20 protein-coding genes and 1 pseudogene are annotated in these 20406 nt (G+C 58.9%); 13 read left to right on the top strand and 8 right to left on the bottom strand.

Annotation, left to right across the window (positions count from 1 at the left end):
• Positions 1 to 165: 165 nt before the first annotated feature.
• Positions 166 to 1659 carry an aldehyde dehydrogenase gene (locus F8N62_RS23515; RefSeq protein WP_150712914.1) on the bottom strand — a complete coding sequence of 498 codons (1494 nt, stop codon included), beginning with the start codon at positions 1657 to 1659 and terminating at the stop codon, positions 166 to 168.
• A gap of 250 nt (positions 1660 to 1909) precedes the next feature.
• Here F8N62_RS23515 and F8N62_RS23510 point away from each other — a divergent pair, with 250 nt between their 5' ends.
• A complete protein-coding gene (locus tag F8N62_RS23510; protein ID WP_084317775.1) occupies positions 1910 to 2272 on the top strand; it encodes a cupin domain-containing protein in 363 nt (120 codons plus the stop codon).
• Positions 2273 to 2462: 190 nt separating this feature from the next.
• Here the strand turns inward: F8N62_RS23510 and rpmG are convergent, their stop codons facing one another.
• Positions 2463 to 2618, bottom strand: a complete 156-nt coding sequence (gene rpmG / locus F8N62_RS23505; RefSeq protein ID WP_007894709.1) for a 50S ribosomal protein L33 — start codon at positions 2616 to 2618, stop codon at positions 2463 to 2465.
• Positions 2619 to 2629: 11 nt separating this feature from the next.
• Positions 2630 to 2863: a 50S ribosomal protein L28 gene (gene rpmB / locus F8N62_RS23500; RefSeq protein WP_007894701.1), complete on the bottom strand. Its 234-nt coding sequence runs from the start codon at positions 2861 to 2863 to the stop codon at positions 2630 to 2632.
• 447 nt (positions 2864 to 3310) lie between these two features.
• On the opposite strand from rpmB, the gene F8N62_RS23495 reads away from it, so the two are divergent.
• On the top strand, positions 3311 to 4897 hold the full coding sequence (locus F8N62_RS23495) for an ABC transporter substrate-binding protein (protein ID WP_150712913.1): 1587 nt from the start codon (positions 3311 to 3313) through the stop codon (positions 4895 to 4897).
• Between the two features lie 132 nt (positions 4898 to 5029).
• Here F8N62_RS23495 and radC read toward each other — a convergent pair whose 3' ends face one another.
• Positions 5030 to 5704, bottom strand: coding sequence for a RadC family protein (gene radC / locus F8N62_RS23490; RefSeq protein WP_150712912.1), 675 nt, complete (start codon positions 5702 to 5704; stop codon positions 5030 to 5032).
• A gap of 136 nt (positions 5705 to 5840) precedes the next feature.
• On the opposite strand from radC, the gene coaBC reads away from it, so the two are divergent.
• From coaBC to argB, 4 genes and pseudogenes are all read left to right on the top strand, one after another.
• On the top strand, positions 5841 to 7049 hold the full coding sequence (gene coaBC, locus F8N62_RS23485; protein WP_150712911.1) for a bifunctional phosphopantothenoylcysteine decarboxylase/phosphopantothenate--cysteine ligase CoaBC: 1209 nt from the start codon (positions 5841 to 5843) through the stop codon (positions 7047 to 7049).
• A gap of 5 nt (positions 7050 to 7054) precedes the next feature.
• A complete protein-coding gene (dut, locus tag F8N62_RS23480) occupies positions 7055 to 7510 on the top strand; it encodes a dUTP diphosphatase (RefSeq protein ID WP_150712910.1) in 456 nt (151 codons plus the stop codon).
• 332 nt (positions 7511 to 7842) lie between these two features.
• Positions 7843 to 9219: pseudogene (locus tag F8N62_RS23475) on the top strand (phosphomannomutase/phosphoglucomutase); the annotation flags it as partial.
• 39 nt (positions 9220 to 9258) lie between these two features.
• Positions 9259 to 10164, top strand: a complete 906-nt coding sequence (gene argB / locus F8N62_RS23470; RefSeq protein WP_045059191.1) for an acetylglutamate kinase — start codon at positions 9259 to 9261, stop codon at positions 10162 to 10164.
• Between the two features lie 182 nt (positions 10165 to 10346).
• On the opposite strand, the gene pyrE is transcribed toward argB, so the two are convergent.
• Positions 10347 to 10991 carry an orotate phosphoribosyltransferase gene (gene pyrE / locus F8N62_RS23465; protein WP_008030591.1) on the bottom strand — a complete coding sequence of 215 codons (645 nt, stop codon included), beginning with the start codon at positions 10989 to 10991 and terminating at the stop codon, positions 10347 to 10349.
• 82 nt (positions 10992 to 11073) lie between these two features.
• On the opposite strand from pyrE, the gene F8N62_RS23460 reads away from it, so the two are divergent.
• Complete coding sequence (locus tag F8N62_RS23460) at positions 11074 to 11853, top strand: exodeoxyribonuclease III (protein ID WP_008030595.1); 780 nt, start codon at positions 11074 to 11076, stop codon at positions 11851 to 11853.
• A 59-nt stretch (positions 11854 to 11912) separates the two neighbouring features.
• Here F8N62_RS23460 and gltS read toward each other — a convergent pair whose 3' ends face one another.
• From gltS to rph, 3 genes are all read right to left on the bottom strand, one after another.
• Positions 11913 to 13118, bottom strand: coding sequence for a sodium/glutamate symporter (gene gltS / locus F8N62_RS23455; protein ID WP_150712908.1), 1206 nt, complete (start codon positions 13116 to 13118; stop codon positions 11913 to 11915).
• A gap of 532 nt (positions 13119 to 13650) precedes the next feature.
• The gene (locus F8N62_RS23450) at positions 13651 to 14019 is read right to left on the bottom strand and encodes a DUF4870 domain-containing protein (RefSeq protein ID WP_150712907.1); all 369 of its coding nucleotides are present in this window, start codon (positions 14017 to 14019) and stop codon (positions 13651 to 13653) included.
• Positions 14020 to 14048: 29 nt separating this feature from the next.
• Entirely contained in the window at positions 14049 to 14771 is a 723-nt protein-coding gene (gene rph, locus F8N62_RS23445) for a ribonuclease PH (RefSeq protein WP_150712906.1), read from the bottom strand.
• A gap of 280 nt (positions 14772 to 15051) precedes the next feature.
• Here rph and F8N62_RS23440 point away from each other — a divergent pair, with 280 nt between their 5' ends.
• The 6 genes from F8N62_RS23440 (at position 15052) to F8N62_RS23415 (ending at position 20358) form a co-directional block, all read left to right on the top strand.
• The gene (locus F8N62_RS23440; protein WP_150713037.1) at positions 15052 to 15915 is read left to right on the top strand and encodes a YicC/YloC family endoribonuclease; all 864 of its coding nucleotides are present in this window, start codon (positions 15052 to 15054) and stop codon (positions 15913 to 15915) included.
• A 12-nt stretch (positions 15916 to 15927) separates the two neighbouring features.
• The gene (gmk, locus tag F8N62_RS23435) at positions 15928 to 16548 is read left to right on the top strand and encodes a guanylate kinase (protein WP_150712905.1); all 621 of its coding nucleotides are present in this window, start codon (positions 15928 to 15930) and stop codon (positions 16546 to 16548) included.
• Positions 16549 to 16715: 167 nt separating this feature from the next.
• On the top strand, positions 16716 to 16979 hold the full coding sequence (gene rpoZ / locus F8N62_RS23430) for a DNA-directed RNA polymerase subunit omega (RefSeq protein ID WP_007894670.1): 264 nt from the start codon (positions 16716 to 16718) through the stop codon (positions 16977 to 16979).
• A 57-nt stretch (positions 16980 to 17036) separates the two neighbouring features.
• The gene (gene spoT / locus F8N62_RS23425; RefSeq protein WP_150712904.1) at positions 17037 to 19142 is read left to right on the top strand and encodes a bifunctional GTP diphosphokinase/guanosine-3',5'-bis pyrophosphate 3'-pyrophosphohydrolase; all 2106 of its coding nucleotides are present in this window, start codon (positions 17037 to 17039) and stop codon (positions 19140 to 19142) included.
• Between the two features lie 23 nt (positions 19143 to 19165).
• Entirely contained in the window at positions 19166 to 19546 is a 381-nt protein-coding gene (locus tag F8N62_RS23420) for a RidA family protein (RefSeq protein ID WP_003229509.1), read from the top strand.
• A gap of 71 nt (positions 19547 to 19617) precedes the next feature.
• Positions 19618 to 20358 carry a hypothetical protein gene (locus tag F8N62_RS23415; RefSeq protein WP_150711354.1) on the top strand — a complete coding sequence of 247 codons (741 nt, stop codon included), beginning with the start codon at positions 19618 to 19620 and terminating at the stop codon, positions 20356 to 20358.
• The last annotated feature ends 48 nt before the right edge of the window (positions 20359 to 20406 follow it).

Raw genomic sequence — 20406 nt, 5'->3', positions numbered from 1 at the left:
GTTCCACGCTCCTGTGGATATTATTTTTCACAGACAACACAAAACACTGTGGGAGCGGGCTTGCCCGCGAAGAGGCCATCACATCCAACATCATCATTGGCTGTCACGGCGCCTTCGCGGGCAAGCCCGCTCCCACAAGGGATCTAAGTCGGAAAGAGAACCGACTTACAACTTGATCCAGGTCGCCTTCAGTTCGGTGTATTTGTCGAACGCATGCAATGACTTGTCGCGACCGTTGCCCGACTGCTTGAAGCCACCGAACGGTGCGGTCATGTCGCCACCATCGTACTGGTTGACCCACACGCTGCCGGCGCGCAGCGCCTTGGCGGTCAGGTGGGCCTTGGAGATGTCCTTGGTCCACACCGCAGCCGCGAGGCCGTATGGCGTGTCGTTGGCAATCGCAATGGCTTCTTCGGCGGTATCAAAAGCGATGACCGACAACACCGGGCCAAAGATCTCTTCCTGAGCGATTTTCATCGCGTTGCTCACGCCGTCGAAAATCGTCGGCTCAACATAAGTGCCCCCGGTTTCCTGAAGCGTGCGCTTGCCACCCGCCACCAGTTTGGCGCCGTCAGCATGGCCGGATTCGATGTACGACAGCACGGTGTTCATCTGTTGGGTATCGACCAGCGCGCCGACATTGGTGGCCGGGTCCAGCGGATTGCCTGGCTTCCAGGTTTTCAGTGCTTCGATCACCAGCGGCAGGAAGGTGTCCTTGATCGAACGCTCGACCAGCAGGCGCGAACCGGCGGTGCAGACTTCGCCCTGGTTGAAGGCAATGGCGCCAGCGGCAGCTTCGGCGGCAGCTTGCAGGTCCGGGGCGTCGGCGAACACGATGTTCGGGCTCTTGCCGCCGGCCTCAAGCCAGACGCGCTTCATGTTCGATTCGCCGGAGTAGATCAGCAGTTGCTTGGCGATCTTGGTCGAACCGGTAAACACCAGCGTGTCGACATCGTTGTGCAGGGCCAGCGCCTTGCCGACGGTGTGACCGTAGCCTGGCAACACGTTCAGCACGCCTTTCGGTATCCCGGCTTCAACGGCCAGCGCAGCGATGCGGATGGCGGTCAGAGGCGACTTTTCCGACGGCTTGAGGATCACCGAGTTGCCGGTAGACAACGCCGGACCGAGTTTCCAGCAGGCCATCATCAGCGGGAAGTTCCACGGCACGATGGCGCCGACCACGCCGACCGGCTCGCGAGTGACCAGACCCAGTTGATCGTGCGGGGTGGCGGCCACTTCATCGTAGATCTTGTCGATGGCTTCACCGCTCCAGCTCAAGGCTTGCGCCGCGCCGGGGACGTCGATGTACAGGGAATCGCTGATCGGCTTGCCCATGTCCAGGGTTTCAAGCAGGGCCAGTTCTTCGGCATGCTGTTTCAGCAGGCCGACGAAACGAATCATGGTGGCTTTGCGCTTGGTTGGCGCCAGCCGCGACCAGACGCCGGAATTGAATGTGGCGCGAGCGTTTTCAACAGCGCGCTGGGCGTCGGCGGCGTCACAGCTGGCAATCTTGCCGAGCAGACGGCCATCGACCGGGCTAATGCACTCGAAGGTCTCGCTGGAGACGGCATCGGTGTATTCGCCATTGATGTAGGCGCGGCCTTCGATCTTCAGATCGCGAGCCCGTTGCTCCCAATCGGCACGAGTCAGGGTGGTCATTCGAGTGTCCTCCTCTTGTTGAATACGAGCGCCCCGCGGTCTTCGCGGACGCCCCCAGGAATTCTGCCCGGCCAGCCTGCACTTTCGGCCCAAGGCAACCGCCACCCTAAACCAGTGGCTGGGGTTGTATCAATATATTTGACATAAGGTCGGCAAACGGCCTTGCGGTGTTCATTTTAATAAACATAGACTTTGGGCTTTCCAGCACCTTTTCAGCCACTCGCGCCGCAATCACGGGGGATTACAACAAATGAGCATCCAGAACATCGTCGACTTCAGCCAGGCCACTACCGAGCCCGAGCGCTACAGACCGGACCAGGCGAAAATCTTGAAGGGCGACCCGGAGCAGGTGGTTTACAACCACTACAACAGCCCCTGCGGTCAGTTGAATGCGGGCGTGTGGGAAGGTGCGGTTGGCCAGTGGCACGTGAACTTCACCGAGCATGAATACTGCGAAATCGTTCAGGGTGTTTCAGTGCTGCGCGACAACGATGGCAACAGCAAAACCGTGCGCGCGGGTGATCGCTTTGTGATTCCGGCCGGGTTCCGGGGCACTTGGGAAGTGCTGGAGACTTGCCGCAAGATCTATGTGGCGTTTGAACAAAAGGCCTGAGGATTTGTGCTGTCAGGGCTAGCCTAATCGCGAGCAAGCTCGCTCCCACATTGGATCTGAGTCGTTTACAAATCCCCTGTGGGAGCGAGCTTGCTCGCGATTAGGCCCTGACAAGCACTCTACAAACCCAGGCAACAAAAAAGGCCCGTATCTCGCGATACGGGCCTTTTTCGTAAGAGGGAAAAATCAATTACTTGATTTTGCCTTCTTTGTAGATCACGTGCTTGCGAACAACCGGATCAAATTTCTTGATCTCGATTTTGTCCGGAGTAGTACGCTTGTTCTTGTCGGTAGTGTAGAAGTGACCAGTACCGGCGCTCGAAATCAAACGAATCAATTCACGCATGATTAGCTCCCTTAGATCTTGCCGGCTTTGCGGATTTCGGCCAGCACGACAGTGATGCCACGCTTGTCGATGATACGCATGCCTTTGGCAGATACGCGCAGACGCACGAAACGTTTCTCTTCTTCAACCCAGAAGCGGTGATGCTGCAGGTTCGGCAGGAAACGACGACGGGTTTTGTTGTTTGCGTGGGAAATGTTATTCCCAGTCACCGGACCCTTACCGGTAACTTGACATACTCTCGACATGCCTCAGCCCTCTAAAACCACATGCCCAACCCGGCATGGGTTGGCCGCTTAATCTCTCAGTCAGTTGGCGCCAGGCGCCGCGTTTCTTTAGAGGTCTTACCGGCTACACCTACAAGTGAAGGAACCGGGCCCCTAGAAAAGAGCGCTGCTTTATACCAGAAAGACTAGAGAGCAACAACATTCCGTGTGCGCAGACTAGATAAAAACCCTGCTTTTCTGGCTACAAACGCCTTGGATAAAGGCTATCGTCGATTAAGACCGCTCGTCGCAGAGAATCGGCCAACAGGCCAATCCAGGGTTTTCCTCGGGCAGCACTCACCGAAAACGATCGCACATAGTCCCCTTAAAATGAAAAAGGGGATAGTCATTTGCAAAAGAGCCCACTAGGGTAAGCCTTTTCCAGACTGCACTTGCAGATGGGCCTTCGATCTGTAAAGGAATCCGACCATGCGCCTCGCTGCCCTACCGCTGTTGCTCGCCCCGCTGCTACTGAGCCCGCTTGCCCACGCTGCCGCCCTGAGCGTCTGCACCGAGGCCAGCCCGGAAGGGTTCGACGTGGTGCAATACAACTCGCTGACCACCACCAATGCCTCGGCGGACGTGTTGATGAACCGTCTGGTGGACTTCGACACCGCCAGCGGCAAAGTGGTCGCCGGGCTCGCGGACAGCTGGGAAATCACGCCTGATGGCCTGACCTATGTGTTCAAGCTGCACCCGCAGGTGAAATTTCACCGTACCGAGTACTTCAGCCCGTCCCGTGATCTGACTGCCGAAGACGTGAAATTCAGCTTCGACCGCATGCTCGACCCGGCGCACCCGTGGCACAAAGTGGCCCAAAGCGGCTTCCCGCATGCGCAATCGATGCAGTTGCCTGCACTGATCAAGAAGATTGATGCGCTGGACCCGCTGACGGTGCGCTTTACCCTCGACCACCCGGACTCGACTTTCCTCGCGACGCTGAGCATGGGTTTCGCCTCGATCTATTCCGCCGAATACGCTGACAAACTGCTGAAAGCCGGCACTCCCGAGAAGCTCAACAGCCAGCCGATCGGCAGCGGTCCATTCGTGTTCACGCGCTTCCAGAAAGATGCCTCGATCCGCTACAAAGCCAACCCGGATTACTTCCGCGGCAAGCCGTCGGTGGATCCGCTGATTTTCGCCATCACGCCGGATGCCAACGTACGGCTGCAGAAATTGCGCCGTAACGAGTGCCAGATTGCCCTGTCACCCAAGCCACTGGACGTACAAGCCGCGCTGAAAGAGCCGACCCTGAAAGTTGAAAAGACCGACGCGTTCATGACCGCGTTTGTCGGCATCAACAGCCAGCATCCGCCGCTGGACAAGCCGGAAGTGCGCCAGGCCATCAACCTCGCGTTCGACAAGGCCAACTACGTCAAAGCCGTGTTCGAAGACACCGCCGAACCCGCCAACGGCCCGTATCCACCGAATACCTGGAGCTACGCCAAGGGCTTGCCGGGCTATCCGCATGACGTTGAAAAGGCCAAGGCGCTCATGGCCAAGGCCGGGCTCAAGGACGGCTTCCAGACCACCATCTGGACCCGCCCTTCTGGCAGTCTGTTGAACCCGAATCCGAGCCTCAGCGCACAGATGTTGCAATCCGACCTGGCAGAAATCGGCATTCAGGCCGAAATCCGCGTGATCGAATGGGGCGAACTGATTCGCCGCGCCAAGGCGGGCGAGCATGACTTGCTGTTCATGGGCTGGGCCGGCGACAACGGCGACCCGGACAACTTCCTCACGCCGCAGTTTTCCTGCGCCGCGGTCAAATCCGGGACTAACTTTGCGCGCTACTGCAATCAGGATCTGGACAAGCTGATCAGCGCCGGCAAGACCACCGGCGAGCAAGGTGTGCGCACCAAGCTGTATGAACAGGCCCAGGCGCAGATCCAGCAGCAGGCGCTGTGGCTGCCGCTGGCGCACCCGACTGCCTTTGCGCTGACACGCAAGGATGTCGAGGGGTATCAAGTCAGCCCGTTCGGCCGGCAGGACTACTCCAAGGTCAACCTCAAGTAGTCCGACCCGACACAAAACCTGTGGGAGCGAGCTTGCTCGCGATGGCGTCGTATCAGTCACCCTATTCAGTGATTGAAGGGACGCTATCGCGAGCAAGCTCGCTCCCACAGGGGTTTTGTGTTCGTCGCCCCACTACATCCACCCATACTCAGCCATGGACAGCGGATCGCCATCGCCGATTATAAAATGGTCGAGCACCCGCACATCGATGAGTTCCAGCGCCTCTTGCAGGCGCTTGGTCAGCATGCGGTCGGCCTGACTGGGGTCGGTGTTGCCCGATGGATGGTTGTGGCAGAGGATCAGCGCTGCGGCGTTATGCGCCAGCGCGCGCTTGACCACTTGCCGCGGATAGACGCTGGTGCTGTCGATAGACCCGCGAAACAGCGACTCGAAAGCCAGCACTCGGTGCCTGGAGTCCAGAAACAGGCAACCAAACACTTCATGGGGTTCGTGGCGCAACATCGCCTTGAGGTAGTCCCGGACGGCCAACGGGCTTTCCATCACGGAATCACGTCGCAACCGTTCAGCAAGATGGCGCCGCGCCATTTCCAGTACAGCCTGCAACTGCGCGAACTTCGCGGGCCCCAAGCCCAAATGCTTGCTGAATGTCACCTGATCCGCTTCTAGCAACGTGCGCAGGCTGCCAAATTGATGCAGCAGGTGCCGCGCCAGATCGACCGCGCTTTTGCCAGACACACCGGTTCGTAGAAAAATTGCCAGCAACTCGGCGTCCGACAGACTCCCCGAACCCTGCTCCAGCAGTTTCTCCCGCGGCCGCTCCGCCGCCGGCCAATCACGAATACTCATAACACCTCCCTGGTCTGTGGGCGCCGCTGTTCCGTTGCGGTCGCTGTGATATCTTAGCCCATCTTTTTTGCGAGCGATTTCACTCCTGGGGAGGGGGTATCGCCACGCAGTCATCCACGAAATGAAAGGCAGACCTATGCAGCGGCTGTATCGGAAACGCATCGTTCTGGGCGTCGGCGGCGGCATTGCTGCCTACAAGAGCGCTGACCTGGTTCGCCGCCTGATCGACCAGGGCGCCGAAGTGCGCGTGGTCATGACCCGTGGCGGCAGCGAGTTCATTACCCCGCTGACCATGCAGGCCTTGTCCGGCCACCCGGTCCATCTGGACCTGCTGGACCCGGCAGCCGAAGCCGCGATGGGCCACATCGAACTGGCCAAATGGGCCGACATGGTGCTGATCGCCCCCGCCACCGCGGACCTGATCGCCCGTCTGGCCCAGGGCATTGCCGACGACCTGTTGACCACGCTGGTGCTGGCCACCGACGCCGTGGTCGCTGTTGCTCCGGCGATGAACCAGGCCATGTGGCGCGATCCGGCGACCCAGGCCAACCTGCAAACCCTCGAAAGCCGCGACATCAAAGCCTTCGGCCCCGCCTCCGGCAGCCAGGCCTGCGGTGACGTCGGCCTTGGCCGCATGCTCGAAGCCGTCGACCTCGCCCAATGCGCGGCAGACTGCTTCAAGCGCCAGGCGCTGACCGGCAAACACGTACTGATCACCGCCGGCCCGACCCAGGAAAATATCGACCCGGTGCGCTACATCACCAACCACAGCTCCGGCAAAATGGGCTTTGCCCTGGCTGAAGCCGCGGTGGAAGCCGGCGCCCGCGTGACCCTGATCACCGGCCCGGTGCACTTGCCGACCCCGGACCGCGTCACGCGCATCGACGTGGTCAGCGCCCGCAACATGCTCGCCGCGTGTGAAGCCGCCATCCCGTGCGACCTGTTTATCGCCTCGGCAGCCGTCGCAGACTACCGCCCGGAAGTCGTCGCCCCACAGAAACTCAAGAAAGACCCTACGAACGGCGACGGTTTGTTGCTACAGATGGTGCGTAATCCAGACATTCTGGCCACCATCGCCACGCGCCCCGACCGCCCGTTCAGTGTCGGCTTCGCTGCGGAAACCGAACACTTGCTCGATTACGCTGCCCGCAAGTTGAAAGACAAGAACCTCGATTTGATCGTCGCCAACGACGTCGCCAACCCGAGCATTGGCTTCAATAGCGAAGAAAACGCCTGCAGCGTGATCGACCGCCAGCTCCATGCCACACTTTTCGCCCAGACCAGCAAGAGCAAAATCGCTCGCCAGCTGATCACTTTTATCGCCGAACGTCTGAACCAGGTTTAATTTACATGCACGCTTTGCAAGCCAAGATCCTCGACCCCCGCATCGGTACCGAATTCCCGCTGCCGCAATACGCCACACCCGGCTCCGCCGGCCTCGACCTACGCGCGATGCTGGAACAAGACACCGTGATCAAGCCGGGCGAGACCGTGCTGATCCCCACCGGCCTGTCGGTCTACATCGGCGATCCGGGCCTGGCAGCGCTGATACTGCCGCGCTCCGGCCTGGGCCATAAGCACGGCATCGTACTGGGCAATCTGGTCGGTTTGATCGACTCCGATTACCAGGGTCCGTTGATGGTCTCGTGCTGGAACCGCGGCCAGACCGATTTCAACATGGTCGTCGGCGAGCGTCTGGCCCAACTGGTTCTGGTGCCAGTGGTTCAAGCGCATTTCGAGATGGTCGAAGAGTTCGTTGAAACCGAACGCGGCGTGGGCGGTTTCGGGCATACCGGCACCAACTGATAAACGCTACATCCCGTAGGAGCTGCCGAAGGCTGCGATCTTTTGATCTTTGAAATCAAAATCAAAGATCGCAGCCTTCGGCAGCTCCTACATGAGCAAGCGATACCGGTACAAATTTGTAAGGACTGATCTGCAAGTTAACTGCTGGAAATCAAGGCATTGGCGGGTTAAATACCTGCACATGCTGGTGGCATGGCCTTTTCGCACCACGAACTCTCTGTGGAAAACGCCGTCATACCCTTCAGTTTGAGCCAGCCGACGAGTTGTTCGCGGACAGGTCCAGCCACTTTCGAGATGGAGCATTCCTACAGATGAGCACCCCAGCACAAGTCGCACCCAAATTCCCCGACAGCATTTTCCGCGCTTACGATATTCGCGGCACCGTCCCCGAATTCCTCAACGCCGAGACCGCTTACTGGCTCGGCCGTGCCATCGGTGCCCAGAGCCTGGCCCAGGATGAACCGAACGTTTCCGTTGGCCGCGACGGTCGCCTGTCCGGCCCGGAGCTGGTCGAACAATTGATCAAAGGCCTGGCCGACGCCGGTTGCCACGTCAGCGACGTGGGCCTGGTGCCAACGCCGGCGCTGTACTACGCCGCCAACGTGCTGGCCGGCAAATCCGGAGTCATGCTGACCGGCAGCCACAACCCGTCGAACTATAACGGCTTCAAGATCGTCATCGCTGGCGATACTCTGGCCAACGAACAGATCCAGGCCCTGCATGATCGCCTCAAGACCAACAACCTGAGCAGCGGCAAGGGCAGTGTCACCCAAGTCGAGATCCTCGACCGCTACAACAGCGAAATCGTCGAGGACATCAAACTGGCCCGCCGCCTCAAAGTCGTGGTTGACTGCGGCAATGGCGCGGCCGGCGTGATCGCCCCGCAACTCATCGAAGCGCTGAACTGCGAAGTCATCCCGCTGTTCTGCGACGTCGACGGCAACTTCCCGAACCACCACCCGGACCCGGGCAAGCCTGAAAACCTGGTGGACCTGATCGCCAAGGTCAAGGAAACCAACGCCGACCTCGGCCTGGCGTTCGACGGCGACGGCGACCGCGTCGGTGTGGTGACCAACACCGGCAACATCGTCTACCCGGATCGCCTGCTGATGCTGTTCGCCCGCGACGTATTGGCGCGCAACGCTGACGCGGAAATCATCTTCGACGTCAAATGCACCCGCCGTCTGACACCGCTGATCAAGGAATATGGCGGTCGTCCGCTCATGTGGAAGACCGGTCATTCGTTGATCAAAAAGAAAATGAAACAGACCGGCGCCCTGTTGGCCGGCGAAATGAGCGGGCACATTTTCTTCAAGGAACGCTGGTTCGGTTTTGACGACGGCATCTACAGCGCCGCACGTCTGCTTGAGATCCTCAGCAAGGAAAAATCCACCGCGGAGGAGCTGTTCGCAACCTTCCCGAACGATATTTCTACGCCGGAAATCAATATCCATGTGACCGAAGAGAGCAAATTCAGCATCATTGATGCATTGCACGACGCGAAGTGGGGCGAAGGCGCCGACCTGACCACCATTGACGGCGTGCGAGTCGACTACGCCAAAGGCTGGGGCCTGGTGCGCGCATCCAACACCACACCGGTGCTGGTATTGCGCTTCGAGGCTGATGACGAGGCTGAATTGCAGCGCATCAAGGACGTGTTCAAAGTCCAGCTGAAGCGTGTTGCACCTGATCTCCAATTACCGTTTTGATTTATTGAAGCGCCTTTTATCGAAGTGCCGGAGCCCTGAATGACCCTCGAACGCGAAGCCGCCGCCAACACCGCCAAGGTCCTGTCCGAAGCGTTGCCTTACATTCGCCGCTATGTCGGCAAGACGCTGGTGATCAAATACGGCGGCAACGCGATGGAAAGCGAGGAGCTGAAAACCGGCTTCGCCCGCGACATCGTGCTGATGAAAGCCGTCGGGATTAACCCGGTAGTGGTTCACGGTGGCGGCCCGCAAATCGGCGACCTGCTCAAGCGCTTGTCGATCGAGAGCCATTTCATCGATGGCATGCGCGTGACTGACGCGCAAACCATGGACGTGGTGGAAATGGTCCTCGGCGGCCAGGTCAACAAGGACATCGTCAACCTGATCAACCGCCATGGCGGCAGCGCCATCGGTCTGACCGGCAAAGACGCCGAGCTGATTCGCGCGAAAAAACTCACGGTGACCCGCCAGACGCCGGAGATGACCCAACCGGAAATCATCGACATCGGCCAGGTAGGCGAAGTGGTCGGGATCAACACCGACCTGCTGAACCTGTTGGTGAAAGGCGATTTCATTCCGGTGATCGCGCCAATCGGCGTGGGCGCCAATGGCGAGTCGTACAACATCAACGCTGATCTGGTGGCCGGTAAAGTGGCTGAGGCGCTGAAGGCTGAAAAGCTCATGCTGCTGACCAACATCGCCGGCCTGATGGACAAGTCGGGCACCGTTCTCACGGGCCTGACAACCCAGCAAGTCGACGAATTGATCGCTGACGGCACGATCTACGGCGGCATGCTGCCGAAGATCCGCTGCGCACTGGAAGCGGTTCAGGGCGGCGTCGGCAGCTCGTTGATCATCGATGGTCGGGTGCCGAATGCGATCCTGCTGGAAATCTTCACCGATACCGGTGTGGGTACATTGATCAGCAATCGCAAGCGTCCTTAAGCGATAGCGCATACAAAAAGACCCCGCTCAGCCTGGCTGAGCGGGGTCTTTTTTTGACTGCGATCCCTAGGGAAATCATCACCCCTGTAGGAGCTGCCGAAGGCTGCGATCATTTGATTCGGCCTTTTTAACAGCAGAATCAAAAGATCGCAGCCTTCGGCACCCCTACCTTGGGATGACGGTCAGACGCCGAATTGGGCGCGGTAAGCTTCAACCGCCGGCAGGTGTTGCTTGAGTTGCGGATCGTCCGCCAGGAACTCCAGCACCTGATTCAGCGAAACGATGCTGATCACCGGAATGCCGAAGTCACGCTCCACTTCCTGAATAGCCGACAACTCGCCGTTGCCACGCTCCTGACGGTTAAGGGCGATCAGCACGCCCGCCGCCTTGGCGCCATCCTGGGAAGCGATGATCTGCATCACTTCGCGAATGGCGGTGCCAGCGGTGATCACGTCGTCAATGATCAGCACATCGCCAGTCAACGGGGCGCCAACCAGGCTGCCGCCTTCGCCGTGGGCCTTGGCTTCCTTGCGATTGAAGCACCACGGCAGATCACGGTCATGATGCTCAGCCAGTGCCACCGCAGTGGTCGCTGCCAACGGAATGCCTTTATACGCAGGGCCAAACAACACATCGAACGCGATGCCGCTCTCAACGATGGCTGCCGCGTAGAAACGACCCAGCTGCGCAAGCGCCGAACCCGAGTTGAAAAGGCCGGCGTTGAAGAAGTAAGGACTGGTGCGCCCGGACTTCAGGGTGAACTCACCGAAGCGCAAAACGCCGCGATCGATGGCAAAACGAATGAAATCGCGCTGATACGCTTGCATGAAAAAAACCCCAAATACCACGGATTTAGCTAATTAGGTTGACGCCGTGTATCATACACGCACGCGATTTTTGGGGCCATTTATGCGGATCATCAGTGTGAACGTCAATGGTATTCAGGCTGCAGTGGAGCGAGGTTTGCTCAGTTGGCTGCAAGCACAGAATGCCGACGTCATCTGCCTGCAGGACACCCGCGCCTCCGCCTTTGAACTGGACGATCCAGCCTTCCAACTGGATGGCTACTTCCTTTATGCCTGCGAAGCTGAAGTTCCCGCCCAGGGTGGCGTGGCTTTGTACTCGCGGTTGCAACCGAAGGCAGTCATCAGCGGTCTCGGGTTCGAGACAGCCGACCGCTACGGGCGCTACCTGCAAGCCGATTTCGACAAGGTCAGCATCGCGACCTTGCTGCTCCCTTCGGGGCAGAACGGCGATGAAGACTTGAACCAGAAGTTCAAGCTAATGGACGATTTCGCCCGTTATCTGGATAAACAGCGGCGCAAACGTCGCGAGTACATTTACTGTGGCTCGCTGTACGTGGCGCAACAGAAGCTGGATATCAAGAACTGGCGCGACAGCCAGCAATCCCCGGGCTTCCTGGCACCTGAACGTGCCTGGATGGACGAGATTGTCGGCAACATGGGTTATGTCGATGCCCTGCGCGAAGTCAGCCGTGAAGGCGACCAGTACAGCTGGTGGCCGGATAACGAACAGGCGGAGATGCTCAACCTGGGCTGGCGCTTCGATTACCAGATACTGACCCCGGGCCTGCGCCGCTTTGTTCGCAGCGCACGTCTGCCACGTCAGCCACGGTTCTCGCAGCATGCACCGCTGATCGTCGACTACGACTGGACACTGACGATCTAACTGACCCGTTTACGAAAATGCCCGCATCGAAAGATACGGGCATTTTTTTGCGCCCATGTTTAAGCAGCAGCGAAAAACGGCAGCGCCAAATAAAACTTGATCACGATGACATTAATGATGTCGATGAAGAACGCCCCCACCATGGGCACCACCAGAAACGCGATTTGCGACGGGCCATAACGTTGAGTCACTGCCTGCATGTTAGCGATGGCAGTAGGCGTTGCCCCCAGCCCAAAACCGCAGTGCCCTGCCGCCAGTACTGCCGCATCATAATTACTGCCCATGACTCTGAACGTGACGAAAATCGCGAACAACGCCATCACTAATGCTTGCGCCGCCAAAATGATAAAGATCGGCAACGCCAGTGCAGCCAGATCCCACAGCTTGAGTGACATCAAAGCAATCGCCAGGAACAGAGACAAACTGACATTCCCCAGTACCGAGACCTCGCGCTCAAATACTTGATACAGGCCGAACGCCGAAAGCCCGTTGCGTAAGATCACGCCCACGAACAGTACGCAAACGAACGTTGGCAGCTCAAACGCAGTTCCGTGAAGCAGGCCGTTAAGGAGATTGCCGGCCATCAAGCTGACGGCGATCAGAGCGAGGGTCTCGATAAACGAAAACGGGGTGATCGCGCGCTCTTTGTTGGGCTGCTCAAAGCCCTTTGGCAGGCGCGGCATATCGTGCTCGCAGCCGGGTGTCTGGACACGCCTGATCAGCAGGCGAGCGACGGGCCCACCAATCAACCCACCCAACACCAATCCAAACGTCGCAGAGGCCATGGCAAGTTCAGAGGCGGACGCCAGGCCGAACTTCTCACTGAACGTTGCTCCCCAGGCAGCGCCTGTACCGTGACCGCCAGACAGCGTAATCGAGCCCGTCAACAAGCCCATCAACGGATCAAGTCCCAGGATCTTGGCAAGCCCGATACCCATGGCATTCTGCACCACCAGCAGCCCGATGACCGCCAGGAGAAAAAGCCCGACCACGCGCCCGCCCTTCTTCAAACTGGCGAAGTCCGCACTCAAGCCAATGGTCGCAAAAAACGCCAGCATCAAGGGGGTCTGCAACGAGGTATCAAATCGCACTTCAACCTCGAGGACTCGCAGTGCCAAGAGAATCACTGCAACTACGAGGCCGCCTGCAACCGGCTCGGGGATATTGTAGAGACGTAGAAATCCGACACGTGCGACAAGTGCGCGCCCCAACAGAAGGACTAAAGAAGCGGCCACAAGTGTTCCATAAAAATCCAGCTCAATCATTGGATACTCTTGGAATATATATTCGGAGACGCACTATTTACCCGGACACGTCTCTAGAACAGGTTGATTTTTATCAACACTAATTGGTATTGGATTCAAGAACCGTCAATGGTCTGAACGTATCTAAATATTTTTATGGATAATGCTTGTGGCAACTTTACCAATCGACAAGTCCCGCTGCCAAGAACATAGGTCGCATTGAAGCACTGCAGTTGTGACTAGAAGTGTTAGGAAAACAATGTGGGTGCAAAACCCTGGAGAGGGGCTGCTCTAAATGGTAAACAACAGCAGACAGCTTAGAAAGTTTTCCAACTTAAAATAAGATAAGTCCTACAAGAGATGGGATTAACTTTTAAGCGCTGAAGAGCTGCGCGTTGCACGCAGCCTGATTGCTATCGACATTTTTATGCACGCTGAGTTTTCAATGTGGGAGCGAGCCTGCTCGCGAACGCGGTCTTTCAGTTACATCGATGTTGAATGTAACGGCGTTTTCGCGAGCAGGCTCGCTCCCACATGGAATCTATGCCGCAGCCTACTTGATCAACCGCCAGGTGAACGGATACCGATAAGGCACCCCTTCATTGGCTTTCACGCCGGCGATGATCGTCAGCACCAGCGCACCAATCGCCACCAGACCCAAGAGGAAGAACCCGATGATCACCACCATCAGCAAGAAGCAGATGGCGGAGGCAATGGCCACGGTGATTTGAAAGTTCAGCGCTTCCTTGCCCTGCGCATCGACGAACGGGTCCATCTCGCGTTTCATCTGCCAGAGAATCAGCGGGCCGATCAGCGTGCCGAAAGGAATCCAGATCCCCAGCAAGGCGGACAGGTGACAAAACATCGCCCACTGCCGAACGTCTTTGCTCGGAAGGGGAAGCAGCTCTTGTTCGTCACTCATGGTGTCCTCCTTGCCTGGAATGGTTCCGGTCAGTCGGCCAGTGCGGCTTTCTGCAGTTCGAATATTTCGGTCATGCCCTGTTTCGCCAGTTCAAGCATCGCGGTCAGCTCTTCAGGCTGGAACGGCGCGCCTTCGGCAGTGCCCTGAACTTCGATGAAACCGCCGGTGCTGGTCATCACCACGTTCAAGTCAGTCTCGGCAGCCGAGTCTTCCAAATAGTCGAGGTCGAGCACAGGCACACCCTGATACATGCCCACCGAAACAGCCGCGATCATTTGCTTGAGCGGGTCACCGCCTTTCAGGCCGCCACGCTTCTTGATTACTTTCAACGCATCAATCAGCGCAACCATTGCGCCAGTGATGGACGCGGTGCGGGTGCCGCCGTCAGCCTGGATCACGTCGCAGTCGACATACAGGGTGACGTCGCCCAGCTTGGACATGTCCAGCGAAGCGCGCAGGGAACGACCGATCAGACGCTGGATCTCCAGCGTGCGGCCGCCTTGCTTGCCGCGGCTCGCTTCACGCTGGTTACGCTCGCCCGTGGCGCGCGGCAGCATGCCGTACTCGGCCGTCAACCAGCCTTGGCCCTGACCTTTGAGGAAGCGCGGCACGCCGTTTTCGACGCTGACGGTGCAGATGACTTTGGTATCACCGAACTCGACCAGTACAGACCCCTCGGCGTGTTTGGTGTAGTTGCGGGTAATGCGGATCGAGCGGAGCTGATCGGCAGCGCGACCACTTGGACGTTTCATAGGGAATACCTGTACGGAGGACGGAAAACTGCCGAGCATTATAGAGCCGCGCGCCATGCCTGGGCACTTCTAAAAAATTCGCCCGACGATCGAAGGCTCTGGCTTCAGCTTAGAACAGCGTTTACCGACGGCCTGCAGCCCTTTGTCACACCGTGTGTTTGGGAGCATCCGCCCCACTGCGCTACAATCCTGCGCCTTTGCTGCCTGTCGGCTTAAATTCATATAGATCGGGCCTGCGAAACCATTGGTAACGCATGAGCCTGCATTGCGAGGTACCGCCATGGTGCACAGCATGACCGCCTTCGCCCGCGTCGAAAAAGCCGGCGCCCAAGGCACCCTGAGCTGGGAATTGCGCTCGGTCAACAGCCGCTACCTGGAACCGCATTTACGTCTGCCGGAGTCGTTTCGCGACCTCGAAGGCGCGGTCCGCGAAGCGTTGCGCCAGGGAATCTCCCGCGGCAAGCTCGAATGCACCCTGCGCTTCACCGAAGAAAACACAGACAAACCGCTGCAAGTGGACCGCGCGCGCGCCGCGCAACTGGTTGCGGCGGCCGAGACCATCGCCAGCCTGATCAAGAACCCGGCGGCGCTGAACCCGCTGGAAGTTCTGGCCTGGCCCGGCGTGCTGGTCGGCGACGCCACCGACCCGCAAGCCCTGAACACCGAAGCGCTGGCGCTGTTCAACGAAGGCTTGAAAGAGCTCAAGGCCGGCCGCGAGCGCGAAGGCGCGGAGCTGGCGCGTTTGATCAGCGACCGCCTGACCGCTATCGAAGCAGACGTTGTGACCCTGCGTGAACTGGTCCCGCAGATGCTTGCCACACAACGCCAGAAAGTCCTCGACCGCTTTGCCGACATGAAAGCCGAGATGGACCCGCAGCGTCTGGAACAGGAAATGGTCATGCTCGCTCAAAAGAGTGACGTCGCCGAAGAACTGGATCGCCTGAGCACTCACATCATCGAAGTTCGCCGGGTGCTCAAGTCCGGCGGCGCGGCCGGTCGGCGCCTGGACTTCCTGATGCAGGAGCTCAACCGCGAAGCCAATACACTGGGCTCCAAAGCCTTCGACCCGCGCAGCACCCAGGCGGCGGTCAACCTCAAAGTGTTGATCGAGCAGATGCGCGAACAAGTGCAGAATATTGAGTAAGGCAAACCTGACATGACCCACAGCACCGGCACCCTGTACATCATTTCCGCGCCTTCGGGCGCGGGCAAGAGCAGCCTGGTCAAGGCCCTGACTGACGCTGACCAGGAGATCCGCGTTTCGGTCTCCCACACCACCCGCGCGATGCGCCCCGGTGAAGTGAACGGCGTGAATTATCACTTCGTCGAACGCAGCGAGTTCGTGAAGATGATCGAACACGGCGATTTCCTCGAGCGCGCCGAAGTGTTTGGCAACCTCTACGGCACTTCGCAAAGCCACCTGCAGCAAACCCTGGACGAAGGCCACGACCTGATTCTGGAAATTGACTGGCAAGGTGCCGAGCAAGTGCGCAAGTTGATGCCCCAGGCCCGTTCGATCTTCATTCTGCCGCCGTCCCTTCAAGCCTTGCACCAGCGCCTGACCAATCGCGGCCAGGACAGCGACGAGATCATTGATGGCCGTATGCGCGAAGCCGTCAGCGAGATGAGCCATTACGTCGACTACGACTACTTGATCATCAACGACGATTTCGCCCACGCGCTGCGTGATTTGCAGGCTATTTTCCGGGCCAATCAGCTGCATCAGAAGCGTCAGCAGCAGCGCCACGGTAAACTTTTGGCTGAATTGCTCGGCTAAACAGCTCTTCCCAAAACCGCTGCAAGGGCTTTACATTGGCACTTGCAGCGCGTTGAAGGGCTTGGTCAAAAAATCAGCGCTTCCCTAATCGCTGGTGATTTTTTAAACTGTTGAGTCCGCTCGCCCACCCGGGCAGCGCGCATATTGCATTCGCTCCGAGGAATACCATGGCCCGCGTAACCGTTGAAGACTGCCTGAACCACGTGGAAAACCGTTTTGAGCTGGTCATGCTGTCCACCAAGCGTGCCCGTCAACTGGCCACCGGCGGCAAAGAGCCTCTGGTTCAGTGGGAAAACGACAAGCCTACCGTTGTAGCCCTGCGTGAAATCGCTGAAGGCCTGATGAGCTACGAGTTCATCGCCAACGCTGAAATCGTCGAAGACGAACCGCTGTTCGCAGCGTTCGAGGACGAGTCCAACGAGGCCGTCTAAGCCTATGCCTGGTCGACGTAGCACGGCGCGGGGTCACAGCGAACGGCAGGAGTTATCATGCCGAGCATAGACGCCCTCGCCGATCGCTTATCGACCTACCTCGGCAAGGACCAGGTCAATCTGGTCCGCCGAGCGTACTTCTACGCCGAACAAGCCCACGACGGCCAACGCCGCCGCAGCGGTGAGGCGTACGTCACGCACCCTCTTGCGGTGGCGAATATTCTTGCCGACATGCACATGGACCATCAGAGTTTGATGGCTGCAATGCTGCATGACGTGATCGAAGACACCGGCATTGCCAAGGAAGCGCTGCAAGCGCAGTTCGGCGAAACCGTGGCCGAACTGGTCGATGGTGTCAGCAAGCTGACCCAGATGAACTTCGAGACCAAAGCCGAAGCCCAGGCCGAAAACTTTCAGAAAATGGCCATGGCCATGGCTCGCGACATTCGCGTGATCCTGGTCAAACTCGCCGACCGCCTGCACAACATGCGCACGCTGGAAGTCCTGTCCGGCGAAAAACGCCGGCGGATCGCCAAGGAAACCCTGGAAATCTATGCACCCATCGCCAACCGGCTGGGCATGCACGCCATCCGCATAGAATTCGAAGACCTCGGCTTCAAGGCGATGCACCCGATGCGTTCCGCGCGGATCAACCAGGCGGTCAAACGCGCCCGGGGCAACCGCAAGGAAATCGTCAACAAGATCGAAGAATCCCTCAGCCACTGCCTGGCCATCGATGGCATCCAGGGCGAGGTCAGCGGTCGTCAGAAACACCTCTACGGCATCTACAAAAAAATGCGCGGCAAGCGTCGGGCCTTCAACGAGATCATGGACGTCTACGCGTTCCGGATCATCGTCGACAAGGTCGATACCTGCTACCGCGTGCTGGGTGCTGTGCATAACTTATACAAACCACTGCCGGGGCGCTTCAAGGATTACATCGCGATTCCCAAGGCCAACGGCTATCAGTCGCTGCACACCACGTTGTTCGGCATGCACGGTGTTCCGATCGAGATCCAGATCCGTACCCGTGAAATGGAAGAGATGGCCAACAACGGCATCGCCGCCCATTGGCTTTACAAATCCAGCGGCGACGAGCAGCCAAAAGGCACGCACGCACGCGCCCGCCAGTGGGTCAAAGGCGTGCTGGAGATGCAGCAACGCGCCGGCAACTCGCTGGAATTCATCGAGAGCGTGAAGATCGACCTGTTCCCGGACGAGGTCTACGTGTTCACGCCCAAAGGCCGGATCATGGAGCTGCCCAAAGGCTCCACGGCAGTCGACTTCGCTTACGCGGTGCACACCGACGTCGGCAACAGCTGCATTGCCTGTCGGATCAATCGCCGTCTCGCGCCGCTGTCCGAACCGCTGCAAAGCGGCTCCACGGTCGAGATCGTCAGTGCTCCCGGGGCCCGGCCAAACCCGGCGTGGCTCAACTTCGTGGTCACCGGCAAGGCGCGAACGCACATTCGCCACGCGTTGAAACTGCAACGCCGCTCCGAATCCATCAGCCTCGGCGAACGCCTGCTGAACAAGGTCCTCAACGGTTTCGACAGTGCCCTGGACAAAGTCCCGGCCGAGCGCGTCAAGGCGATGCTCACCGAGTACCGCCTCGAACTGATCGAAGACTTGCTGGAAGACATCGGCCTGGGCAATCGCATGGCTTACGTGGTCGCCCGTCGCCTGCTCGGCGAAGGCGAACAACTGCCAAGTCCGGAAGGCCCGCTGGCGATTCGCGGCACCGAAGGTCTGGTACTCAGCTACGCCAAGTGCTGCACGCCGATCCCGGGTGACCCGATTGTCGGCCACCTGTCGGCGGGCAAAGGCATGGTCGTGCACCTCGACAACTGCCGCAACATCAGCGAAATCCGCCACAACCCGGAAAAATGCATCCAGCTCTCCTGGGCCAAGGATGTCACCGGCGAATTCAACGTCGAGCTGCGCGTCGAGCTGGAACACCAGCGCGGCCTGATCGCACTGCTGGCCAGCAGCGTCAACGCCGCCGACGGCAATATCGAAAAAATCAGCATGGACGAGCGCGATGGTCGCATCAGCGTGGTCCAACTGGTGGTCAGCGTGCATGACCGAGTGCACCTGGCCCGCGTGATCAAGAAACTGCGCGCACTGACCGGGGTGATTCGCATCACCCGCATGCGCGCCTAAGCCACTATTACAAGGAGTCATTCATGACCAAGACCGTTATCACCAGCGACAAGGCCCCGGCCGCCATCGGCACCTACTCCCAGGCGATCAAGGCTGGCAACACTGTCTACATGTCCGGCCAGATTCCTCTGGACCCGAAAACCATGGAACTGGTTGAAGGCTTCGAAGCCCAGACCGTCCAGGTGTTCGAGAACCTCAAGGCCGTGGCCGAAGCGGCTGGCGGTTCGTTCAAGGACATCGTCAAACTGAACATCTTCCTCACTGACCTGAGCCACTTCGCCAAGGTCAACGAGATCATGGGCAAGTACTTCGACCAGCCCTACCCTGCCCGCGCCGCCATCGGCGTAGCTGCCCTGCCAAAGGGTTCGCAGGTTGAAATGGATGCCATTCTGGTCATCGAGTAATGCGTCCGGCGCAGCCTCATGAGGCTGCGCCGCTGATGTCTGCAAAAAAAGCGTTTTGAAAGGATTCCACCATGCGCAATGCGCTTGCTCTCTCGCTGCTCGCCCTGCTCCTGGGCGGATGTGCCAGCAACCCTGCCGACCGTGACATCAGCGGCACCTGGATCAACCAGGTGGCGATCGATGCTGCCTCCAAAGGCGGCCCCCTGCGCGAAGCGCTCCAGGCCTATGGCCCGAACCTGGAATGGGACGTCAACACCAAGGCCGCTCAGGCCCGCTACACCAACGGTTTTGAGAATGTCGAAGGCAAGCTGCTGGGCGAAGAGTCCGGTGCCTGGAAGATCGACTTCTATGGCAGTTCCGGAAGTGAACTCAAGCGCGACGGCAAACAATTGAGCCAGGCCGCGACCGAAAACGAACCCGCCCAGGTCTTCGACCGCGCAGCGATCCCGGTGCCGGATGGCGCACCGATGGGCGCGAGCTTCGAACGCGCGCTGTATTCCGCCTACATGGGCGGCAGCTGGACAGTCGTCAGCGGCCCCGGCGAAGGCAGCACTGTGCAATTCCAGGCCGACGGCCAGGTAACCGGCCTGCCGGGGGCGGATCGCTATGCACTGTGTCTGGCGGGCGATTGCGCCTCGATGAGTGGCGGCAACGACAACATGTGGCTGCAACTCAACGGGCAAGGCAATGCCTGGATCTTTACGCGCAAGGGTAAGGAGCTGGAAATTTTCCAGACGGTGAATACCGCCCAGGCGGACGAACAGCCTCAGTTCACTCCTGGTGATCGCAAGTGGGTGCTGGAAAAGCAGTAACCACTTCCTGATAGCAACAAAAAACCATGTGGGAGCGAGCTTGCTCGC

The organism is Pseudomonas fluorescens (assembly GCF_902497785.1).
Lineage (GTDB): Bacteria > Pseudomonadota > Gammaproteobacteria > Pseudomonadales > Pseudomonadaceae > Aquipseudomonas > Aquipseudomonas fluorescens_BO.
Note: the sequence above shows the minus strand (reverse complement) of the source record. Positions and strands in the feature narration are given on the sequence as shown.

Coding starts and splice junctions, on each gene's coding strand:
- F8N62_RS23515 (WP_150712914.1), bottom strand. CDS start 1,659: ATGACCACCCTGACTCGTGCCGATTGGGAGCAACGGGCTCGCGATCTG.
- F8N62_RS23510 (WP_084317775.1), top strand. CDS start 1,910: ATGAGCATCCAGAACATCGTCGACTTCAGCCAGGCCACTACCGAGCCC.
- rpmG (WP_007894709.1), bottom strand. CDS start 2,618: ATGCGTGAATTGATTCGTTTGATTTCGAGCGCCGGTACTGGTCACTTC.
- rpmB (WP_007894701.1), bottom strand. CDS start 2,863: ATGTCGAGAGTATGTCAAGTTACCGGTAAGGGTCCGGTGACTGGGAAT.
- F8N62_RS23495 (WP_150712913.1), top strand. CDS start 3,311: ATGCGCCTCGCTGCCCTACCGCTGTTGCTCGCCCCGCTGCTACTGAGC.
- radC (WP_150712912.1), bottom strand. CDS start 5,704: ATGAGTATTCGTGATTGGCCGGCGGCGGAGCGGCCGCGGGAGAAACTG.
- coaBC (WP_150712911.1), top strand. CDS start 5,841: ATGCAGCGGCTGTATCGGAAACGCATCGTTCTGGGCGTCGGCGGCGGC.
- dut (WP_150712910.1), top strand. CDS start 7,055: ATGCACGCTTTGCAAGCCAAGATCCTCGACCCCCGCATCGGTACCGAA.
- argB (WP_045059191.1), top strand. CDS start 9,259: ATGACCCTCGAACGCGAAGCCGCCGCCAACACCGCCAAGGTCCTGTCC.
- pyrE (WP_008030591.1), bottom strand. CDS start 10,991: ATGCAAGCGTATCAGCGCGATTTCATTCGTTTTGCCATCGATCGCGGC.
- F8N62_RS23460 (WP_008030595.1), top strand. CDS start 11,074: ATGCGGATCATCAGTGTGAACGTCAATGGTATTCAGGCTGCAGTGGAG.
- gltS (WP_150712908.1), bottom strand. CDS start 13,118: ATGATTGAGCTGGATTTTTATGGAACACTTGTGGCCGCTTCTTTAGTC.
- F8N62_RS23450 (WP_150712907.1), bottom strand. CDS start 14,019: ATGAGTGACGAACAAGAGCTGCTTCCCCTTCCGAGCAAAGACGTTCGG.
- rph (WP_150712906.1), bottom strand. CDS start 14,771: ATGAAACGTCCAAGTGGTCGCGCTGCCGATCAGCTCCGCTCGATCCGC.
- F8N62_RS23440 (WP_150713037.1), top strand. CDS start 15,052: ATGGTGCACAGCATGACCGCCTTCGCCCGCGTCGAAAAAGCCGGCGCC.
- gmk (WP_150712905.1), top strand. CDS start 15,928: ATGACCCACAGCACCGGCACCCTGTACATCATTTCCGCGCCTTCGGGC.
- rpoZ (WP_007894670.1), top strand. CDS start 16,716: ATGGCCCGCGTAACCGTTGAAGACTGCCTGAACCACGTGGAAAACCGT.
- spoT (WP_150712904.1), top strand. CDS start 17,037: ATGCCGAGCATAGACGCCCTCGCCGATCGCTTATCGACCTACCTCGGC.
- F8N62_RS23420 (WP_003229509.1), top strand. CDS start 19,166: ATGACCAAGACCGTTATCACCAGCGACAAGGCCCCGGCCGCCATCGGC.
- F8N62_RS23415 (WP_150711354.1), top strand. CDS start 19,618: ATGCGCAATGCGCTTGCTCTCTCGCTGCTCGCCCTGCTCCTGGGCGGA.